The organism is Candidatus Cardinium hertigii (assembly GCF_003176915.1).
Taxonomy (GTDB): Bacteria; Bacteroidota; Bacteroidia; order Cytophagales; family Amoebophilaceae; genus Cardinium; species Cardinium hertigii_A.
Genome location: NZ_CP029619.1, coordinates 907230 through 926031 on the forward strand (window position 1 = coordinate 907230; position 18802 = coordinate 926031).

Annotated in this window: 14 protein-coding genes and 2 pseudogenes; 11 read left to right on the forward strand and 5 right to left on the reverse strand. The window is 39.5% G+C overall.

All coding sequences use genetic code 11. From position 1 onward, the window contains the following. Nucleotides 1–120 precede the first annotated feature (120 nt). From DK880_RS03710 to DK880_RS03720, 3 genes are all read left to right on the forward strand, one after another. Complete coding sequence (locus DK880_RS03710; RefSeq protein ID WP_109997463.1) at nucleotides 121–1146, forward strand: hypothetical protein; 1026 nt, start codon at nucleotides 121–123, stop codon at nucleotides 1144–1146. 7 nt (nucleotides 1147–1153) lie between these two features. After that, nucleotides 1154–1351: a hypothetical protein gene (locus DK880_RS03715; protein WP_162534181.1), complete on the forward strand. Its 198-nt coding sequence runs from the start codon at nucleotides 1154–1156 to the stop codon at nucleotides 1349–1351. A 193-nt stretch (nucleotides 1352–1544) separates the two neighbouring features. Further along, on the forward strand, nucleotides 1545–2102 hold the full coding sequence (locus DK880_RS03720; RefSeq protein ID WP_162534182.1) for a phosphatase PAP2 family protein: 558 nt from the start codon (nucleotides 1545–1547) through the stop codon (nucleotides 2100–2102). A 127-nt stretch (nucleotides 2103–2229) separates the two neighbouring features. Here DK880_RS03720 and floA read toward each other — a convergent pair whose 3' ends face one another. Further along, nucleotides 2230–3195, reverse strand: coding sequence for a flotillin-like protein FloA (gene floA, locus DK880_RS03725; RefSeq protein WP_109997713.1), 966 nt, complete (start codon nucleotides 3193–3195; stop codon nucleotides 2230–2232). A 597-nt stretch (nucleotides 3196–3792) separates the two neighbouring features. Here floA and DK880_RS03730 point away from each other — a divergent pair. The 4 genes from DK880_RS03730 to obgE are packed head-to-tail and all read left to right on the forward strand — an operon-like array spanning nucleotide 3793 to nucleotide 8743. Further along, nucleotides 3793–4794: a ribonucleoside-diphosphate reductase small subunit gene (locus DK880_RS03730; RefSeq protein ID WP_109997466.1), complete on the forward strand. Its 1002-nt coding sequence runs from the start codon at nucleotides 3793–3795 to the stop codon at nucleotides 4792–4794. Nucleotides 4795–4826: 32 nt separating this feature from the next. After that, complete coding sequence (locus DK880_RS03735) at nucleotides 4827–7124, forward strand: ribonucleoside-diphosphate reductase subunit alpha (protein WP_109997467.1); 2298 nt, start codon at nucleotides 4827–4829, stop codon at nucleotides 7122–7124. 52 nt (nucleotides 7125–7176) lie between these two features. Next, nucleotides 7177–7758: an adenylate kinase gene (locus DK880_RS03740; RefSeq protein ID WP_109997468.1), complete on the forward strand. Its 582-nt coding sequence runs from the start codon at nucleotides 7177–7179 to the stop codon at nucleotides 7756–7758. Beyond that, entirely contained in the window at nucleotides 7745–8743 is a 999-nt protein-coding gene (gene obgE, locus DK880_RS03745) for a GTPase ObgE (protein WP_109997469.1), read from the forward strand. Before DK880_RS03740 ends, obgE begins: the two co-directional genes overlap by 14 nt. Here the strand turns inward: obgE and DK880_RS05700 are convergent. Next, nucleotides 8663–8956: a PLP-dependent transferase gene (locus DK880_RS05700; RefSeq protein ID WP_109997470.1), complete on the reverse strand. Its 294-nt coding sequence runs from the start codon at nucleotides 8954–8956 to the stop codon at nucleotides 8663–8665. The two genes, obgE and DK880_RS05700, sit on opposite strands and share 81 nt — an antisense overlap. Next, on the reverse strand, nucleotides 8934–9083 hold the full coding sequence (locus DK880_RS05705) for a PLP-dependent transferase (protein ID WP_109997714.1): 150 nt from the start codon (nucleotides 9081–9083) through the stop codon (nucleotides 8934–8936). The genes DK880_RS05700 and DK880_RS05705 overlap by 23 nt, the downstream gene beginning before the upstream one ends. A 186-nt stretch (nucleotides 9084–9269) precedes the next feature. On the opposite strand from DK880_RS05705, the gene DK880_RS03760 reads away from it, so the two are divergent. Continuing rightward, nucleotides 9270–12791 (forward strand): sodium:solute symporter family transporter, encoded by a 3522-nt coding sequence (locus DK880_RS03760; protein WP_109997471.1) that lies wholly within the window; start codon nucleotides 9270–9272, stop codon nucleotides 12789–12791. Between the two features lie 155 nt (nucleotides 12792–12946). Then, nucleotides 12947–13852: pseudogene (locus tag DK880_RS05555) on the forward strand (Rpn family recombination-promoting nuclease/putative transposase). Between the two features lie 715 nt (nucleotides 13853–14567). Here DK880_RS05555 and asnS read toward each other — a convergent pair. Beyond that, nucleotides 14568–15989, reverse strand: a complete 1422-nt coding sequence (gene asnS, locus DK880_RS03775; RefSeq protein ID WP_420886308.1) for an asparagine--tRNA ligase — start codon at nucleotides 15987–15989, stop codon at nucleotides 14568–14570. Between the two features lie 235 nt (nucleotides 15990–16224). Between asnS and DK880_RS05710 the strand changes: the two genes are divergently transcribed. Together DK880_RS05710 and DK880_RS03785 are read left to right on the forward strand one after the other, a co-directional pair. Then, on the forward strand, nucleotides 16225–16422 hold the full coding sequence (locus DK880_RS05710) for a ferrochelatase (RefSeq protein ID WP_109997474.1): 198 nt from the start codon (nucleotides 16225–16227) through the stop codon (nucleotides 16420–16422). 340 nt (nucleotides 16423–16762) lie between these two features. Then, on the forward strand, nucleotides 16763–17839 hold the full coding sequence (locus tag DK880_RS03785; protein ID WP_109997475.1) for an ankyrin repeat domain-containing protein: 1077 nt from the start codon (nucleotides 16763–16765) through the stop codon (nucleotides 17837–17839). A gap of 493 nt (nucleotides 17840–18332) precedes the next feature. On the opposite strand, the pseudogene DK880_RS03795 reads toward DK880_RS03785, so the two are convergent. After that, nucleotides 18333–18738, reverse strand: a pseudogene (locus DK880_RS03795) (transposase); the annotation flags it as partial. Nucleotides 18739–18802 lie beyond the last annotated feature (64 nt).

The window sequence follows — 18802 nt, forward strand, 5'->3', positions numbered from 1 at the left end:
GATTTCCAAGTTGATGCTTTCCTCCCTTAACTTGCATCAACGTAGCATTTTTAGATAAGGAAATTATTACCTAAACTAGCAGATGTTCTATAATTCGGTTTACTTTTTGGTTATACAACTATGTCAATTAATAAACATTACCCAACGGTTTGTATGGTATTGTTCTCGTTGTGTTTCCATATGATAGGATGTAGATGTGGTAAAAGATCGCCATGTCGGAAGCTCTTTCTTAAACAGCTGAAAGAAAAGGTTCCTCCAGCTGCCCCCACTCCAGTAAGCCAAAAAGTTCCTTCAGCTGCCCCCACTCCAGTAAGCCAAAAAGTTCCTTCAGCTGCCCCCACTCCAGTAAATCAAAGAGTTTCTTGTATAACTCAACCCTTTGCGGGGCTCCCCAATGTGGGCAATACTTGTTACATGAATGCGGTGTTGCAAGTTGTAGCGGCATTGTATGCAGATGCAGTAAACAAAGACCCTTTAAGGGATCTAATAAATAGGATTAATAAGTGTGAGCCGTTGACAGCGGAATATATGCGTTCGTTTAAAAAAGAGCTTTATAATCAATCAAATAAATTCAATAAGTTATTGTTGAAGTCAAACGAGCAAGAAGACTGCTATGAATTTTTTCAAAATCTTACTGAAGATTTCTTATTTTTTCAAAGCGGCCTCATAGCTCAGGTTCCCCTCATCTTGTTTGATCAGAAGTGTCAAGATGACCCTGGCGTTATGAAGCCCGTCGACCTAAATGTTGGTTTATCTAAGCTGTTATGTGATGAGTATAGCGCAAAGAAAATAGCGCAATCGGATCAATTATGTATTCGCTTGGACCGCAGTGGGCATGATACAAATAGGATTAGTGAAAGTAATAGTAATAGTAATTTTAGAATTAATTCAGCTATGCAAGGAACAGAATGTATTACTCTAAACGGCTTAGATGGTCCGAACATTACTTATAACCTAAGTGGGTTTATTGGTCATGGTGGTACTAATCCAAATTCTGGACATTATATTGCTTATGTAAAGCGTGGAGAGAAATGGTATCATGCCAATGATGCACAAGTCAGCGAAGCAAAAAATACAGCTGCTATTAAAGCGTCACAAAATGCTTATATGCTGTTTTATACCAAAGAAGCTGCAAAAACTTCCTAATGTCCATTTGCTTGCGCTCCTTTTTTTTACGGGGAGAACTACCCATGAACAAGAGAATAATAGAAAAGGACAACCATTACCCAATTATACCGCTGGTTTTTTGAAATGCAAGCGGTTATGGCATAGCTTTAACCTGCTCCACTGGTTCAGCTATCGTTTTATGGTTTTATTAATTCTTAAGATTGAGATTGATAGTAATATATGAATAATAGTCTTATTGAATTATGTAGTTGAAAGTGTGTAAATTTTATGCTTTACACGTAATTAAGCCAATACGTTATGTTAAGCATATCATTTTAAAATAGATTTACTATGAAGCTATTTTAATTTAAATTAATAGCATGGATTTTGCATCCTAATTTAAGTACGTATTTGTATTATACTATAAAATGGAAGCCATGTTGGTCTGCATAAAACAATGGGATCAAACTTTATTTATCCTACTCAACCAATCGAACCATCCCCTATTAGATCTTTTTTTTAAATGTATAACGCATACCTTATGCTGGTTACCGCTTTATATTTATTTATTTTTCTTTCTTAAGAAGCAAATGGGGTTAGGGGGAGTGTTACTTTTTATAGGGATGCTTATCCTATCCGATCAATGTGCGGCTGGTTTCATGCGACCCCTTTTAGGCAGGTTGCGGCCATGTTATGCAGCGGATATAGCTTGTGTTCATTTGGTAGGGGTACACACCGGTATATATGGTTTCCCTTCTGCACATGCAAGCAATACATTTGCCTTTGCTATGCTTTTCTGGAAATTATTTAAGAAGGTTTATAAATATAGTTATCTCTTTTTTATTTGGGCCTCTTTGATTGCTTATGGACGTATATATGGCGGTATGCATTACCCGTTAGATGTAATATGTGGTGCATTGTTAGGCGTTGGTGTAGGAATGAGCGTATATCAAGTTTATAAAAAAATCAAAAATTCCAAAAATACTTTGGCTTAAACATTCAATTTACCCCTTGCCTCCTGCAGCAGCTTGTACAGCAGGGCAATGTGCTATGTGTAAGCGCACAACATTGTACAAAACGTCTTGTAAAGAAACCCCCTTTTCGTTTTGGCTATGACGTAATTTATTCTGTAGGGAGTGGTTTATCTGTTGCTACAGCGGTACGCATATGGGTATCTGCTTTGATATTTTGCATACGGTAGTAATCCATAATGCCTAGGTTGCCATTCCTTAACGCGGCGGCTAATGCTTTGGGGACCTCTGCTTCAGCTAAGGTAACCTTAGCTCTTGCTTGTTCTGATTGCGCTTTCATTTCTTGCTCTAGCGCTACCGCCATCGCCCTTCTTTCCTCTGCCTTGGCCTCAGCTACACGTAAATCAGCATTAGCCTGATCAATTTGTAACTTAGCACCAATGTTTTCCCCTACATCAATATCTGCAATGTCAATGGAGAGTATTTGAAAAGCAGTCCCCTCATCCAAACCTCTTTCCACGACTAAATTAGAAATGCTATCAGGATTAGCTAAAACTTCTTTGTGGCTCGCAGCAGAACCAATGCTGGTTACAATCCCTTCACCTACGCGTGCTAAGATCGTCTCTTCTCCCGCACCACCTACCAGTTTGTGGATGTTAGCCCTAACCGTAACCCTTGCTTTGGCAATAAGCTCAATGCCATCCATGGCTACAGCAGCTACAGAAGGCGTGTCAATTACTTTGGGATTAACAGAAATCTGTACAGCCTCAAACACATCTCTACCAGCTAGATCAATGGCGGTAGCCTCCTTAAAAGAAAGACTAATATTGGCCTTATCCGCTGAAATCAACGCCTTGATAACAGAAGGTACATGTCCCCCTGCTAAATAGTGCGTCTCGATTTCCGTAGTGGTCAATCGCAACCCTGCTTTGGTGGCTATAATTAAACCCTCTACAATAATCCTAGGAGGAACTTTCCTAATACGCATGGAAACCAGCTCAAATAGACCTACCTCTACACCAGAAAAGCGGGCAGTAACCCATAAGCCAATGGGAAAGAAATGTATAAACAAGAAAAAAACAACAACAAAAGCAAAGGAATAAAAATAAAAATACATATAGTCAAAATCCATAGTAGGAAATGGTTTTAAAGCTGTGTTTTGAAGACTACCTAACAGAAGATAAAGATATTTTTGATGAATTACTATTCTTTTCAAGTGTGCAAGTCCATCCTTGCATTATGGGTTATGCTGCCTATACTAGGTAGGAAAGGGGCAAAACCGCTTCCCTATGCAAGTCGTTAACTATTTTTTAATTTACTTTGTTTATTTTTACCATAACTAGACAAGGAGTCATTTGATGCGCGGAAAGGCCATACCATAATGGCTGTATGCCTCAATGAAAAGCCTGTGTACATAAAACCTATTATCCATTGCATAAAATCATACACAGCCACAATTAAAAATGATTTAGGCTTACCAATAGGTTTTGCTGAGGTAGGCAGTGATGCATGTTGTTATGGCCCGTTCGACTTCTAAAGGCATGGTTTAAAGCAGTCTATACGTATTAGAAAGTTGAACCTTTAGTTACATTTAACTAAGTTTACTGCTGCAGTTGGCAGCTTATCTTGTTTATCGCGTTGAGTTGCGTTGCGTATACCATTTTAACCCTATTAGTGTAGTTAATTATTAATTGTACCCTTACTGTAAAAGTAGATGAATACCAAAGTTTATACTGGAGTAGATGAACCACTCCTACAGGAAAATAAAAACAGATTTGTTTTGTTTCCTATTGAGCATCAGGATATATGGAGTTTTTATAAACAAGCAGAGGCCAGTTTCTGGACGGTAGAAGAAATAGATTTGAGCCAGGATATAAAAGATTGGGAAAATTTAACATCAGATGAAAAGCATTTCATTACGCATGTATTGGCTTTTTTTGCGGCTAGTGATGGCATTGTAAATGAAAATCTAGTACAAAATTTTGCGGATGAAGTGCAATATACAGAAGCTAAGTTTTTTTATGGGTTTCAGATTGCTATTGAGAATATTCATTCGGAGACCTATTCTCTACTAATTGATACGTATGTTAAAGATCCTAAGGAACGCCATTGGCTATTTAATGCCATAGATACGATTGAATGGGTAGGAAAAAAGGCAGATTGGGCGTTGCGTTGGATTAGCCAAGGGAGTTTTGTAGAGCGCCTTATTGCCTTTGCAGCGGTAGAAGGTATTTTCTTTTCTGGTAGTTTTTGTGCCATCTTCTGGCTTAAAAAAAGAGGATTGATGCCAGGGTTAACTTTCTCAAATGAGCTTATTTCCAGAGATGAAGGGTTGCACTGTGATTTTGCTTGCTTGCTCTATAATCGACATATTAAGCATAAACTTCCCCCAGAGCAAGTTGTACAGATTATAACCGATGCAGTGGCTATTGAGAGTGAATTTGTATCGGATGCCTTACCGGTTAAGCTCATTGGTATGAATGCGGCATTGATGATTCAATACATCCAATTTGTAGCGGATAGGCTTTTATTGGAGTTAGGCTGTAACAAATTTTACAATGTAACCAATCCCTTTGATTTTATGGAAATGATTGCCTTACAAGGGAAAACCAATTTTTTTGAAAAAAGAGTAGGAGAATACCAAAAGTCAGGGGTTATGGACAGTATCTCTGGCGATAAGGGGAAGACACGTTTTACCTTGGATGAAACTTTTTAGACAGCTCAATTATTTATTTTTATAAGCTATCCATGCTAGTTGTAAAACGAGACGGGCGTTTAGAATCGGTAAAATTTGATAAAATAACCAGTAGGCTAGAGAAACTCTGCTATGGTCTGAATAGAGATTATATCGATACCATTGTTGTTGTTAAAAAAATTATTGAGGGTATCTATGATCAGGTAACTACGGTTGCCATAGATAGTTTGGCGGCAGAGACTGTAGCAGCAATGACTGTAAGCCATCCAGATTATGCCATTTTAGCTGCACGTATAGCCATTTCTAATTTGCATAAGGAGACGAGTAAGTCTTTTTCTAGTACCATAAAGCGGCTTTACCATTATGTGAATCCTGTAACAGGAGAAAATGCTTCCTTGATCGATCGATCGGTTTATAAAATTGTCATGGCGCACGCAGCTTATTTGGATGAAGCGATTGTACAGGAGCGGGATTTTACCTATGATTATTTTGGTTTTAGGACGTTAGAGCGTTCCTATTTGCTTAAGATGAATGGGAAAATAGCGGAACGCCCACAATATATGTTGATGCGTGTAGCGTTGGGGATACATGGGGAAGATATGGAGGCTGTCCTAGAGACCTATCGGTTGATGTCGAACAGATGGTTTACGCATGCGACCCCTACACTTTTCAATGCAGCCACTCCTAAGCCACAGCTTTCTTCCTGCTTTTTATTGATGATGCAGGATGATAGTATTGAGGGGATCTATAATACATTGAAGCAGTGTGCTAAAATATCTCAGTCTGCTGGTGGTATTGGCGTAAGCATCCATAATATACGCGCTTCAGGTTCCTATATTCGTGGTACGAATGGTGTTTCCAATGGCATTGTACCTATGCTGCGTAACTTTGATATGACGGCCCGTTACGTGGACCAAGGAGGAGGGAAACGAAAAGGAAGCTTTGCCATTTATATAGAGCCCTGGCATTTAGATATTTTTGATTTCTTGGATCTAAAAAAAAATCATGGGAAGGAGGAAAGGCGGGCGAGAGATCTTTTTTACGCATTGTGGATACCAGATTTATTTATGAAACGGGTAGCTGAGGATGGGCTATGGTCGCTGTTTTGTCCGAATGAGGCAGCTGGGTTATCAGATTGTTACGGATCTGCTTTTGAGGATAAGTATGTACATTATGAACAAGCAGGGAAGGCACGGCGTACCATAAAAGCGCAGGAACTCTGGTTTGCTATTTTAGAATCTCAAATTGAGACAGGTACGCCTTATATGCTCTATAAGGATGCCGCTAACCAAAAGTCCAATCAGAAGCATTTGGGCACTATTAAGTCTAGTAATCTTTGTGCAGAAATTATAGAGTATACCTCCCCTGAGGAAATTGCGGTCTGTAACCTTGCTTCTATTGCGCTGTCTATGTGCGTGAAGGCAGATTGCTCTTTTGATTATATGCGCTTGTATACCATAACTTATGCTATAACCCACAATCTGAATAAGGTTATCGATAAAAATTACTACCCTGTAGCAGAGAGCGCTACTTCTAATAGAAAGCATAGGCCTATTGGTATTGGGGTACAGGGGTTGGCAGATGTTTTTTTGCAGATGAAGCTGGTTTTTGATAGTCCAGCGGCGCGGCTGCTCAATCAAGAAATTTTTGAGGCGATTTATTTTGCGGCCTTAACAGCTTCTAAAGATTTAGCAAAAAAGGAAGGGGTATATGAGAGCTATGTGGGGTCCCCTATTGCGCAGGGTATCCTTCAGTTTGATATGTGGGGAGTAACCCCTACTTCCGGTAGATGGGATTGGGCGCATTTGCGTACGGAGATAGCACGGTATGGCGTAAGAAATTCATTGCTGATAGCACTCATGCCCACTGCTTCAACCGCTCAAATATTGGGTAATAGTGAATGTATAGAGCCTTATACAGCTAATATTTATGTGAGAAGGGTTCTTTCTGGTGAATTTATTGTAGTGAATAAGTATCTGTTAGAGAATTTGATACAGTTAGGTATTTGGAATGAGTCCATGAAGGAAGCCTTGATGGTAGGCAATGGCTCTATTCAAGATATAGCGGCTATTCCCGCTCCTGTTAAAGCATTGTATAGAACGGTTTGGGAGATTCCTCAGAAAGCAATCATTGACATGGCTGCAGACCGTGCGCCCTATATTTGTCAAAGCCAAAGTTTAAATCTCTATGTTAAGGCGCCTACTATGGGTAGATTAACTTCTATGCATTTTTATGCCTGGCGAAAAGGCTTAAAAACAGGGATGTATTACTTGCGTACGAAGCCAGCAGCAGATGCCATTAAATTTACCATACAGAAAAAAGCAGCAGATTGCGTTATGTGTAGTGGGTAGAGGCTATAGAGAGCATATATTATTTTATTATTTATAAAGCTTATTGTCAATTATGTTACATATTGTTTTATTTGGTCCGCCTGGTTCTGGCAAAGGGACACAAGCTGAAAGGCTGGTTCGTACCCACCATTTTGTATCGCTATCCGTAGGGTTGCTATTGCGCCAGCAAGTTGCGGAAAATGGACCCGATAAAGCGTTAATTGAGCAATACATGCATCATGGTCGGCTGGTACCAGATGCGATATCTTTAAAATTGGTGCTACAAGTAATTCAAGCGCAACCGGTAGCGCAATCTATATTATACGATGGTTTCCCTAGAAATGTAAATCAGGCAACCTATTTGGATGCGGTATTACCTACCTACCATAAGAAAATAGATGCGGTTATTTTTTTAGATGTTCCAGAAGCGCTATTGCTAGAGAGGCTTAGGAATCGGGCGATTATTGAGGGAAGAATAGATGACCAAGATGATACCAAAATTAGAACACGTATGGACACCTATGCGCGAGAAACGCTTCCTGTAATCAATTACTATCAAAGCCAGCATAAGCTCCATAAGGTAGATGGTTCGCAACAGCCTGATCAGATAGCCCAAATCATTGAAGCCATCCTAGCGTCTTATGGGAATACCTAATTTTGTGGATTATGTTAAGATGCAGCTTCGTTCGGGGAAGGGAGGTGCTGGCATAATCCATTTTATGCGGGCGAAATTTCTGCCCAAGGGAGGTCCAGATGGGGGAGATGGTGGGAGGGGAGGACATATTATATTGCGCGGTAATAAGCAGTATGCCACTTTATTACATTTGAAGTACCGCAAGCATGTGCATGCGCCCAATGGACAGACTGGGGGAGATGGCTGTAAAACAGGTGCCAATGGTAAAGATGTGGTCTTGGATGTTCCATTGGGAACCGTAGCCAAGTCTGAAGATGGGGAAGAAATATTGCTGGAAATTCTGGAGGATAAAAAAAAGTATCTCCTATTGGAAGGGGGAAAAGGAGGGTGGGGGAATGCCCACTTTAAAACGGCTACCCATCAAGTGCCTCGTATTGCTTACCCAGGTGAAGCAGGGCTAGCAGCTTGGATTGTATTAGAGTTAAAGTTATTGGCAGATGTAGGTCTGGTAGGCTTGCCTAATGTGGGTAAATCTACTTTGCTTTCCGTTATTTCGGCTGCTAAACCACGTATTGCTGATTATCCATTTACTACTTTGCTGCCTAATCTTGGTGTGGTAGCTTACCGGGAGCAAGGTTCTTTTGTAATGGCAGATATGCCAGGTATTATAGAAGGTGCTTCTACTGGTAAGGGGTTAGGGATACGTTTCCTACGCCACATTGAGCGCAACTCAGTTTTAGTCTTTATGGTTGAGGCTACGGTTGCAGATATAGGGAAAGCCTATGCGTTACTGCAAAGAGAACTAACCGCCTATAATCCTTTGTTGCTTGATAAGCCAAGATTACTGGTTATCACAAAGATAGATTTACTAGATTCAACAGCTCGAGCTGATTTAGTACGAACGATACCCTCCCCTATACAAACACTATTTATTTCTGCCCATACAGAAGAGGGGCTGACGCAGCTTAAGGACGCTATTTGGCAAGCATTGCATCCAGTTGGATAAGAGCCGGGGGAAACTTTTGCAACTCCCTAAGGTTCTATCTAGCGCTTCTATCAGCTCTTGCGCATCCTCAATGCCACAGGATAGGCGCATAAAGCCTGCTTTTATGCCCATAGTTTGCAATTGTTCAGGTGTCATATGGCTATTAGACATGGTATTTAGGCAGGATACCAAGCTTTCTGTTGCATCCAAATTAACAGCAAAATTTACAGATATGTTTGATACCCATTTGTTTCACTAGTGCACTAACCGAAGCTAAATCCGTTAAACGGAGGGTAGGATTGGTAGGATATTCCGAGAAAAATAATTTTGTATGGGGGCGTATAGCGGCTTTTGCGTATATAGGCTATGTAGCCTTTTTTATTAACAAAATCCCAGATGGGGTAATAGGTTTTTTTAACAATTTTTATACATTAATATGAAATAATTTGGTTTTATAGCGCTATATATCGTATACTTAACTGTGATTAAGCTATAGTTGTTGTACCTAGGCTATGGCTGTACAAAACTAATTTTTTATTTACGCACAATGACACTATTCAATAATTTACCCCTTGTAATGGTAATGGCTTTTTTGCTATTGACCTTAGTAGTAGGATTGTATTACAGTAGGAAGGTAAAGACTTTTCGGGAATATGCCATAGGCAATAAAAACTTTGCTACGGCGACACTGGTGGCAACTATGTTGGCCACTGCCTTTGGCGGAGGAGGTTTATTGCGTAATGTAGAGCAAATTTATGAGCAGGGGCTTTTCTGGATATTACAGCTTTCTTCTGCCTCCATTGGTTTCTGGATATTAAGTCCTTTGATGTTACGTATGGGTCCTTTTATGCAGCATCTCTCGTTAGCAGAAAGTATAGGTTCCATCTATGGTAAGCTGCCTAGATTGGTTGTTGCTTTGGTTTCTATTATTTGTAACATGATCTCGCTTGCTATGCAAATTATTGCTACTACTAAGGCTATTGAAGCCTGTATAGATTTAAGTGGTAGTGATAACGAAGCAATGCTGCGAAATGGCATAACAGGGATAGCTACGCTTATACTTATCCTTTATTCCATGTTTGGGGGCATTCGTTCGGTTACTTTTACGGATGTATTACAGTTTATAACTTTTACGGTTATTATTCCCTCGGTAGCCTGGTTTATATTTAGGGCAACCAACCAATCAATGGTAGAAGTAGCCTCCATTTTGCACAAGGAACCAAAATTTCAGCTGAGTAGCTGTTTGCATGTGGATAAACTATTGGGCGTAACTGTATTATTTTTAGCCAATTTAGCTTCTTTTATTCAGCCCACTACGGTACAACGGATCTATATGGCTTCTAGCCCTATACAGGCTAGAAAGTTGTTTATACATGCTGGCATCTTTAGTTCTATAATAGTAGGATTTATAGCTTTAATAGCATTTTTTCTTTTTGTCAAGGTTCCGTCATTATCAGTACTCCAAATTTGGCCCTATATATTTGGAACGCTTCCTGCTATTTTCAAAGGGCTCATTGCCATTAGTTTACTGGCTATGGCCATGTCTACGGCAGATTCTAAATTAAATGTATGCGCCGTCATGGTAAGTCATGATGTAGTAGGCAGTATACAAGCTAATAGAGTGCTAACAGATAAGCATAAACTTGTATTGGCTAGATTAACTGCTTTAGTAGTAGGTATTTGTGCTATGCTGTTGGTCTTTTGGAAAAAGGATTTATTTACACTGTTAATGCTCGTTTTTGATCTTGGAGTTCCCATCATAACCGCTCCTTTTCTCTTGGCTGTCTATGGTTTCCGTGGAACATCCCGTACAGCCTTAATCGGTATGGCTACTGGTATAGTAGCTATCCTAGCTTGGAACCGGTGGATTAAACCCATAACTGGTATCAATGGTGCCTTTCCTTCTATGCTGGCCAACGGCTTAGCGATGCTAGCTGCCCACTACCTATTGCCCCAGCCAGCAGGAACTGGCTGGGTGCCTCCTGATAAGATCTACCAGCAAAGGCAGCAGGAAAAGGCAAGAATCGCAAGGCGTAGTAAACAAGAAAGGGAACGCTTTTTTTCGCAAGAGCATAGAGCGAAGCTAAAGCCATCTAGGGTAATGTTGCTGTTAACAGGTATCTATTTACTTGTTATAGGAGCTACTAGCTTTGGCCATTGCTATGACGATAGTGGACAAAGTATATACAGCTATAGCTTATTGTTGTTGTCTTGTATCGGCTTGTTCTACATGGGATATGCCGTCTATGGCTACCCTATCCTACCAGATGGGGTAGTAGGCAGCTGTTGGTTTTTTAGTTTATTGACTTCCCTTCCTTTACATATGCTGATAAGTTGTTGTTTAGTCCAGGATTTTTTGCTCTCCTTCATTTTATTTTTTACCCATGGAGCGGTTTTATTATGGGCGTTACCGCTCTACTGGAGCCTAAGGGGCCTGTTTGTTACAGCGGTTGCTGTGTTGGTCATGTACTGTTTCAAAACAACGATCCTATGGCCTGCTCCTATGGTACTATTTTCCTTGCTGGTAGCGGGCGTATGTTTTTTAACATTGCTTGTATATTTAAAGCAGCAAAACAGCATACAACAAGAATGTGCCGATTATTTACGGAAACAACAAGCATATAAAGAAGCCTATGCATTAAAAAGGTTAGCCTATAGCGAAGAACTCCCTACTGCTTCCCCTCAAAACGCCTTAGCCCAAGAGGGAACTATTTTAGAAAAAGCCATCCAACATGTTACGCAATCTATTGCCTTTGTAAACAGTACTACCCCCTTCCTCAAGGAAGACTTCCAAAGCATCATCGATAAATTTGCAGAATGGGCCTACTATTTTAGATCACGAGCCAAACGCCAAGACCAGCTTCTTTTACAACCAAAGGTTATTCCATTAGAAGCGCTTATCGATGCAGGAGAGCTAGCCTACCAAAAAGAAAAAGGCTACTTACCTGGTTTATGGGTAGAGGAAGTCGTAAATATACCCGATACCATGCTAGGCGATAGGGAGCAGTTGGTACGGCTTCTCTTCCTGGCTCTTAACCATGTAAGGCAATCCAGCGCTTCCTTTCGTTTCCCTATTACGCTACAGCTGCAACTTACCCAATTGCGCTACAAAAAGAGAGAACCGCTTGAAGCGGATGGAGATCCTGATTGTATCTCTTTTCCTGCGTTGGCGTTAATATTGTGTGTTGGAGAAAAAAGCATGCCTACCCTACAAGCAATATATGACGTGGAAAGCCCTGCGACTACCCAACCAGTGGATCCTTTTGTATCTCCGCAAAAGGTAAACCTACACAAAGAAAATTTAGCATCGATTGTGCATGCGCACTATGGACTTCTGTTGTTGCCGCATGCAGAACAGCTGGTCTGCCTACTCCCGCTGGATGTGACCCAAGTAAGAGAGGAGATGCTAGCACTTTCCTTACCGAGGGAAGCGGGTACGCAGGAGGAAGTCTCTATTACGCCCCATGAAAAGACCGCATCGTTAGCAACATTGTCCGCTTTTCATGATTGGATTCCTTCCTTTGAAAGTATAGATCCTTTCCTTATTGCAGAGATACTGCTCTTATTAAGGCGCTGCTATGGATTTAAACGGCATGCATCGGGTCAGCTTTTTTATGTACGTGCCGTAGGAATTGCTGAGTGGGTAGCTGCTTGGACAGATGGCCATGCTAAACTGGTTTATGCGACGCTGCTGTATGATTTGGTCCGCTATACCCGCCTGCCGCTTTCCTATATCAAAGCCAATTACCACCTAATCGTCTACTGCTTTGTAGAAAACGTAATCGCTATCGACAGCCGGAAGCGTTTAGAGAAATCGTTGCTGGCTATTGCCAACCGCTTTAAGGAATCCTTGCAAAAAGAGTATTTTTCTGTACTCTATGTGAAGCTGGCAGAGCGGTTATATGATTTAAAGCATGCTTCCGGTTACAAAGATCCTACCGTTGTACAAGCCATGGCCAAAGAAAGCTTAACCATCGACGTGGAGCTGGCCCAGCGCTATGGAGAACCAGGCATGGCTATCCTCTTGAAGCAGGCAGCGGAGGAAGCATTGCTTATAAACAAGCAATAGCCTTATTTTGTTAAGATAGGTATTTCCTTATTTTAAGATTAAGTTAGATACAGGCAAAGGCGTAACAGTGTCAGCTTTTTAAGAATATAGTTTATGCCCCTCTTCCGTTTAAACTATAAGGCAGTATGAGCAACAATCCAAAATAGGATGCTTTAATCAAAAAGATCTTAACGGACCAGCTAGCTGCGAAGGAATTTCTAGAACACTATTTACCAGCTGACTTTAAAGCGCTTGTTGATTTAAGTCAGATCACCATAGAAAAAGAATCTTTTGTTGAAGGTGACCTTAAAAGAAAACTAACCGATCTCCTCTATTCCGTTAAAACCAAAAATCAGGAAAAAGCTTTTGTCTATGTATTAATTGAGGAACAAGTTATACCAGATCATTGGATGGCATTGCGCTTATGGAAATACATGCTTTTGTTATGCGAACGCAATAGGAAAAATAAAAACAGGTTACCTTTAATATGTCCCATTGTAATTTACCATGGCTCTAAACCATACCAAGCACCCAGGAATGTATGGCAATTGTTTAGCAACCCTGCACAAGCCCCAAAATGAATGGCTGAAGATTATCAGCTCATTGATTTACAGAGTATGCCAGATGATGCCATCTTACAAAAGAGGCATTTGGCTATGTTTGAATACCTGCTTAAACACATCCATAAACGCGATATGCTCAAATTATGGGAAAACCTATTTACACACTGCCAACACGCCCTCTTAGTAGATAAAGAAAAAGGTTATATTTGTATAAAAGCTTTGGTATGGTATAGCGATGCGAAGCTACCGGAAGAAAAACAGGCGGCATTAGAACAGATCATTTCGGGTCATCTATCTAAAGAAGAAACAGCTACGATTATGAGAACGATTGCGCAGAAATACATCGAAGAAGGCAGACAGCAGGGGATAATGCAAGGCATGGAAAAGGGTATGGAGAAAGATATAATGCAAGGTAAAATTGAAATAGCTAAAGCCATGCTAGTGAATGGTGCTGAGATCTCCTTTATTGCGAAAATTACTGGACTTGATACGGCTTTTATTGCTTCCCTTCAATTATAACCCATAACTTGTACTTATTCAGTCTAGTAAGAGAAGTACTTCTCTCAACGCTATCTTATAATCCTTATAATAAGGAAAAAAGCCACCCATTATTGCAGAGATACTGCTCTTACTGCGGCGCTGCTATGGATTTAAACGACATGCATCTGGGCAGCTTTTTTCAATGCAGTATATAGGTTGATCGTAAAGATTTATAGTGCATATGCCTATTTATTGAGAGGAGATAAAATTAATGAAATACAGTTAAAACAATTACATGTTATCCTCAATAAGCAAGCCAATCAGCAAGAGTTAGAGGCTTCTTTAGAGTTACTCAGCCAATGTCTGTACCAATATCATGGCCAAAGAATGAATTATATTAAAATCCGATGCCATTATGTTTGTATTAGTAGGGATTTATCTGGTTATAGTTAGTTTAGTTGGCAGTTATTACTACATCGGATAAGGCAGAAGATTTTTGGAAATGTTTCCACTTTTAGGGCAATACCAAACAAGTTCCCGAATACCACCCTACCACTTTCTAAACACGTGATAGCGATTTAATAGAAAGTATCGGTCAGATTTCCATTATGCTTGCAACAGCAAATTTGATCCATAATACTGTTTTAACAGGTTTCTTATAGCTTTATTTTTTGTGTTAAGTTTTTGGATGACTTCATACAATTAGATTGGTTTTTAATAAGAAATGTTTTAATGTTTGCGAAACGCCTCAAAATTAGCATGCTATATGGCCCGGTGTACGTGGAAATGGAATAACGTCGCGTATGTTTTCCATACCTGTTGCAAAGAGCATAAAACGCTCTAATCCCATCCCAAAGCCGCTATGGGGTATCGTACCAAAACGCCTTGTATCCAGATACCAATTTAAATCCGCTAGCGAAATATGCATGCGTTGCATGGCTGCTGTTAAATAATCCATGCGTTCTTCCCTTTGGGAACCTCCGATTATTTCACCGACACCAGGAAAAAGCAAATCCATAGCGGCTACGGTTTTGTTGTCATCGTTTTGACGCATGTAAAATGCTTTTAGCCCCTTGGGGTAATCTGTTACAATAACAGGTCTTTGAAAGTGTTGTTCTACTAGGTAGCGTTCATGTTCAGATTGAAGGTCGCTCCCCCAACTTTTAATAGGATAGGCAAATGTCCCATTTTTATTGGGCAATGCATCCATAAGAATATCAATTGCCTCTGTATAAGTAATGCGGGTAAAAGGGGTTTCCCGTACAAAGGTTAAGCGTTCTAATAGAGGAAGTTGTGGGGAGGGTTCATTTATGTTGCGTATGGTACGCTGTTCCAACCATTTTAGCTCTTCTGAGCAGTTGGCGAGTAGCGCATCTAGTAATGCTTTTACCAATTCTTCTGCGAGCGCAATCGTATCATCCAAATCGTTAAAAGCCACTTCAGGTTCTACCATCCAGAATTCTGCTAAATGGCGGCTAGTGTTAGAATTTTCTGCTCTAAAGGTAGGTCCAAAAGTATAAACGGAATGGAGCCCCATCACAGCAGCTTCTGCTGCCAGCTGACCAGATACCGTTAAATGGGCAATCTCTTTAAAAAATGCTTCTGTAGGATCAGATGGTCCAGCTGCTGCTTGAGCAGTGGGGTTTGGGCTTGTTACCTGAAACAATGCACCAGCTCCTTCTGCATCTGCTGCTGTGATAATAGGGGTATGTAAATAGATAAAACCACGCTCATGAAAGAAACGATGTATGGCATAGCTAATTACATGCCTAATACGAAATATAGCACCAAATGTGCGTGTACGGAAGCGCAGGTGTAGCAGAGTACGTAGAAATTCCAATGAATGTGCCTTGGGTTGCAGTGGATATTTTGGTGCATCCCCCAATACTACCATTTGCTGACCATGTAATTCTACGTTTTGCTTCTCCCCCATTGAAGCAACCATAAATCCCGTAATGGCAACACTAGCCCCTGTTCCTATTTGATTGAGTAAATTTTCTGGAAGCTGTGCAGGAGATAGCACTACCTGTAAATCTTGCTGACAAGAACCATCATTAATGGTAAGAAATACAGTTTGTTTGCTTACGCGTTTGGTCCGAATCCATCCCTTGGCTGTAACCGTTTCGCTATTTGGGGGAGATTGTAAAAGTTTCTTAATTTTAATTCTACTAGCCAATATAAATTACTTTTAGTCTAAAGAGGAGGATGTGCTACGAACACTTAAGCAAAAATGTTTAATGCATTAAAAGTTAATTTATAGATAATTTTTATTTTATCCAACTGGAATGCTGGCAAAAAAATAGCATAAAAATGAAATGAAATTTTTAAAGTAAGGAGCGTGCTACAACATGTATAAAAGTAGGTATAGGGGGCGATAAGGGTATCCTTTTATTGAGCGTGTAGTACAATAAGTGCTTAGTTTCTCTTTAGATAAAATTATACTGTTGCCGTTATGCGCTCAATTTTCAACTACAACAACTGGATTAGCATGTAATGCTGGGAAGAAAATTATACGTAGTACAAAACTAGAAAAGGTAGCATGTAAGTACACTTGCTGCTATTATGATAATAAGCGGTTTATAGAAGCGCACACAGAACTTCTATTGTAAGAATAGGATAAAGCTATAAAGTATAGAAGACCACGTATGGTATTTTCTTGGCATAGTGGAGTAAACAGCTAAGTTAATAGTTAAGAAGCTAGAAGAGCATGTTGGAGGTATAGCCCACAGAATATGTTACCAGAGCAAATAGTGTTTGTTTCTGAGTATATTGAAGCATTGGTTGAGTTTGATATAGCAATAAGAATCTTGTAAGTAAATTAGGAATATGCAGGTGCATGTGGTGCACGATAGGCAATAGCTTATATGTATTGTTGATGTTGATTATATTATAAGAACCTCTAGTTTGGAGACTATGTAGTAAAGAAAATTGTTTAAATGTTTAAAAGGTATGAAAGTAATCCATAACATCCATAATACGAAATGTGATATGATCTGGTTTTTATTGTTTTCTGTTATGCTAGTGGGATGTAGCCGAGCAGGGGGTCGGTTAGGGATGATGAGTGGAACCAGTAACCAAGATCAAAAGGGCATAGTTTCAAAAGAAGAACAATTTATAAAGAAAGAAAAAGAAATAGAGAAAAGTCAGAAAAAAAAGGAATATGGAAATGAATTTTTTCCTAATGATACAATTAAAACAATGCAAACATCTAAAGGGTCGATATGCGATATAGATTATTACTATGATTTATTTGATAAGTACAGTCAGGAGAAAGACGAAATAGCAATCGATGTATTACGTAGGCATGCAAGTAGTCCATTAAATCCAATGGCTATGCTTTCCTATATTATTAAAGAAGGTTCAAGTGAAATGTATAATTCCCTCCCTACTTTGTTTATAGCTATATATAAAGGGCGTACGACAATTTGTAAATTTTTGTTAGATAAAGGTGCAGATATCAATCAATATGCTAGTGTAGGTTCTGTTTATGGTGCTATTACTCCGTTACATTTGGCTGTAATTGAAAAACGCAAGGAAGTGCTTAACTTACTGCTTCAGGATAATAAGCTGAATATAAATGCTATAAATTCTAGAAATAGTGTTAGCGGGGATAGCAGGAGTTGGACAGCATTATATTTAGCTGTATATGATGATAATAAAGATATTGTTAGCTTGTTGCTTCAACATGCTAAAATAAATCCAAATATCCAATCTGGATTTGGTCACACACCGTTACACATTGCTGCATCTAAGAACAGTTTAGAAATTATCAAGTTATTGCTTCAGCATGATAAAAATAAATCGTTTCCTATAAATCCCAATATTCAAAATTGGATTCGTGAGACCCCGTTGCATATAGCTTGTAACTTGAACTGGATAGAGATAATAAAGTTATTGCTTAAGCATGGTCAAGATAAGGCACATTCAATAGATATATATATCCAAAATAGAGATGGTAGGAAAGCGTTGGAAGTTGACGGAAATAGGTGCATTGCTGATCTTTTCTTCGGGTTGAACCTACCGTAGCGCTTTGGAGGTTTCGAAAAACTGCTTTTTTAGAATTATTTGTTTTTGCTGCAGAACTGTTTAGGGTACATAATAATGTTTGTACAACAATAGTAAGGTAATACGGAAGGTTTAATGTGGCGAGCTTGTTGATCCCATCTATTTAACTAGAGACTGTGAAAGATATTGCCATGGTTGACATAGTGCGGTTACATCCTTAGGCTATTACTTAAAAGAGATCGCTAGGGTGTTAGTTGTCTTTTATAGAGCTTTCTTGAATCATGCTATTGATTTACTTGCCTTTTTAAGGTGCATTAAAAAACCGAGTAAACAGACCTGGTATGGCTTGAAAGTTATTATTAGGGTACCCACACATGCTGGAGACCGTTGTGATAGATCGATTTTTTCTATGTTTCTACGCTTATTAGGGTTGCTTTTTGATCTTATAGGGTTAGGTGTTTTTATTATTTATTGATTTTTATAGTTTTTAATCCATTTTGGATAGACTATCTCCCTAAGTACTGCTTACTATACTATTGGGAGACCTGTATACGTTGTGGGCTATTGCTTCCCTAAGCTGTTGCGTATGGGTTTTTGCAAGGCCTATATAACGGGCTCCTGAAGTATGGAACCAATTTTTAATATTACCAAATACGCGTTCTTCCCTTATAACGTGTCTTTGCTACCAATTGATTAAACCGTTTAGCTGTAGGGGATAAGGGGAATTACTGCTATCATGGCTAGAGGCTTTTGTGGTACGGACTGCTAGGACCAACCCTCTGCTAGGACCAACCCTTCTTTACTTTCCACTAGGAGGAATCGCTTATAGCCATAGTAAAGCGTATGCTTTTTTTTGTCCAACTTGCTTCTGGACCTACATCTTTCTGATAACTTTCGGACACATTTACAGTTCCATTTTTATGGTGAAGCAATACCATTTTAAACACAAGCAGTGGATTATAGGCAGGTTTGCCTGATAAATGT

What these genes read in the sequence shown, in the direction of transcription:
- DK880_RS03710 (WP_109997463.1), top strand. Translation starts at nt 121, where the DNA reads ATGTCAATTAATAAACATTACCCAACGGTTTGTATGGTATTGTTCTCG.
- DK880_RS03720 (WP_162534182.1), top strand. Translation starts at nt 1,545, where the DNA reads ATGTTGGTCTGCATAAAACAATGGGATCAAACTTTATTTATCCTACTC.
- floA (WP_109997713.1), bottom strand. Translation starts at nt 3,195, where the DNA reads ATGTATTTTTATTTTTATTCCTTTGCTTTTGTTGTTGTTTTTTTCTTG.
- DK880_RS03730 (WP_109997466.1), top strand. Translation starts at nt 3,793, where the DNA reads ATGAATACCAAAGTTTATACTGGAGTAGATGAACCACTCCTACAGGAA.
- DK880_RS03735 (WP_109997467.1), top strand. Translation starts at nt 4,827, where the DNA reads ATGCTAGTTGTAAAACGAGACGGGCGTTTAGAATCGGTAAAATTTGAT.
- DK880_RS03740 (WP_109997468.1), top strand. Translation starts at nt 7,177, where the DNA reads ATGTTACATATTGTTTTATTTGGTCCGCCTGGTTCTGGCAAAGGGACA.
- obgE (WP_109997469.1), top strand. Translation starts at nt 7,745, where the DNA reads ATGGGAATACCTAATTTTGTGGATTATGTTAAGATGCAGCTTCGTTCG.
- DK880_RS03760 (WP_109997471.1), top strand. Translation starts at nt 9,270, where the DNA reads ATGACACTATTCAATAATTTACCCCTTGTAATGGTAATGGCTTTTTTG.
- DK880_RS03785 (WP_109997475.1), top strand. Translation starts at nt 16,763, where the DNA reads ATGAAAGTAATCCATAACATCCATAATACGAAATGTGATATGATCTGG.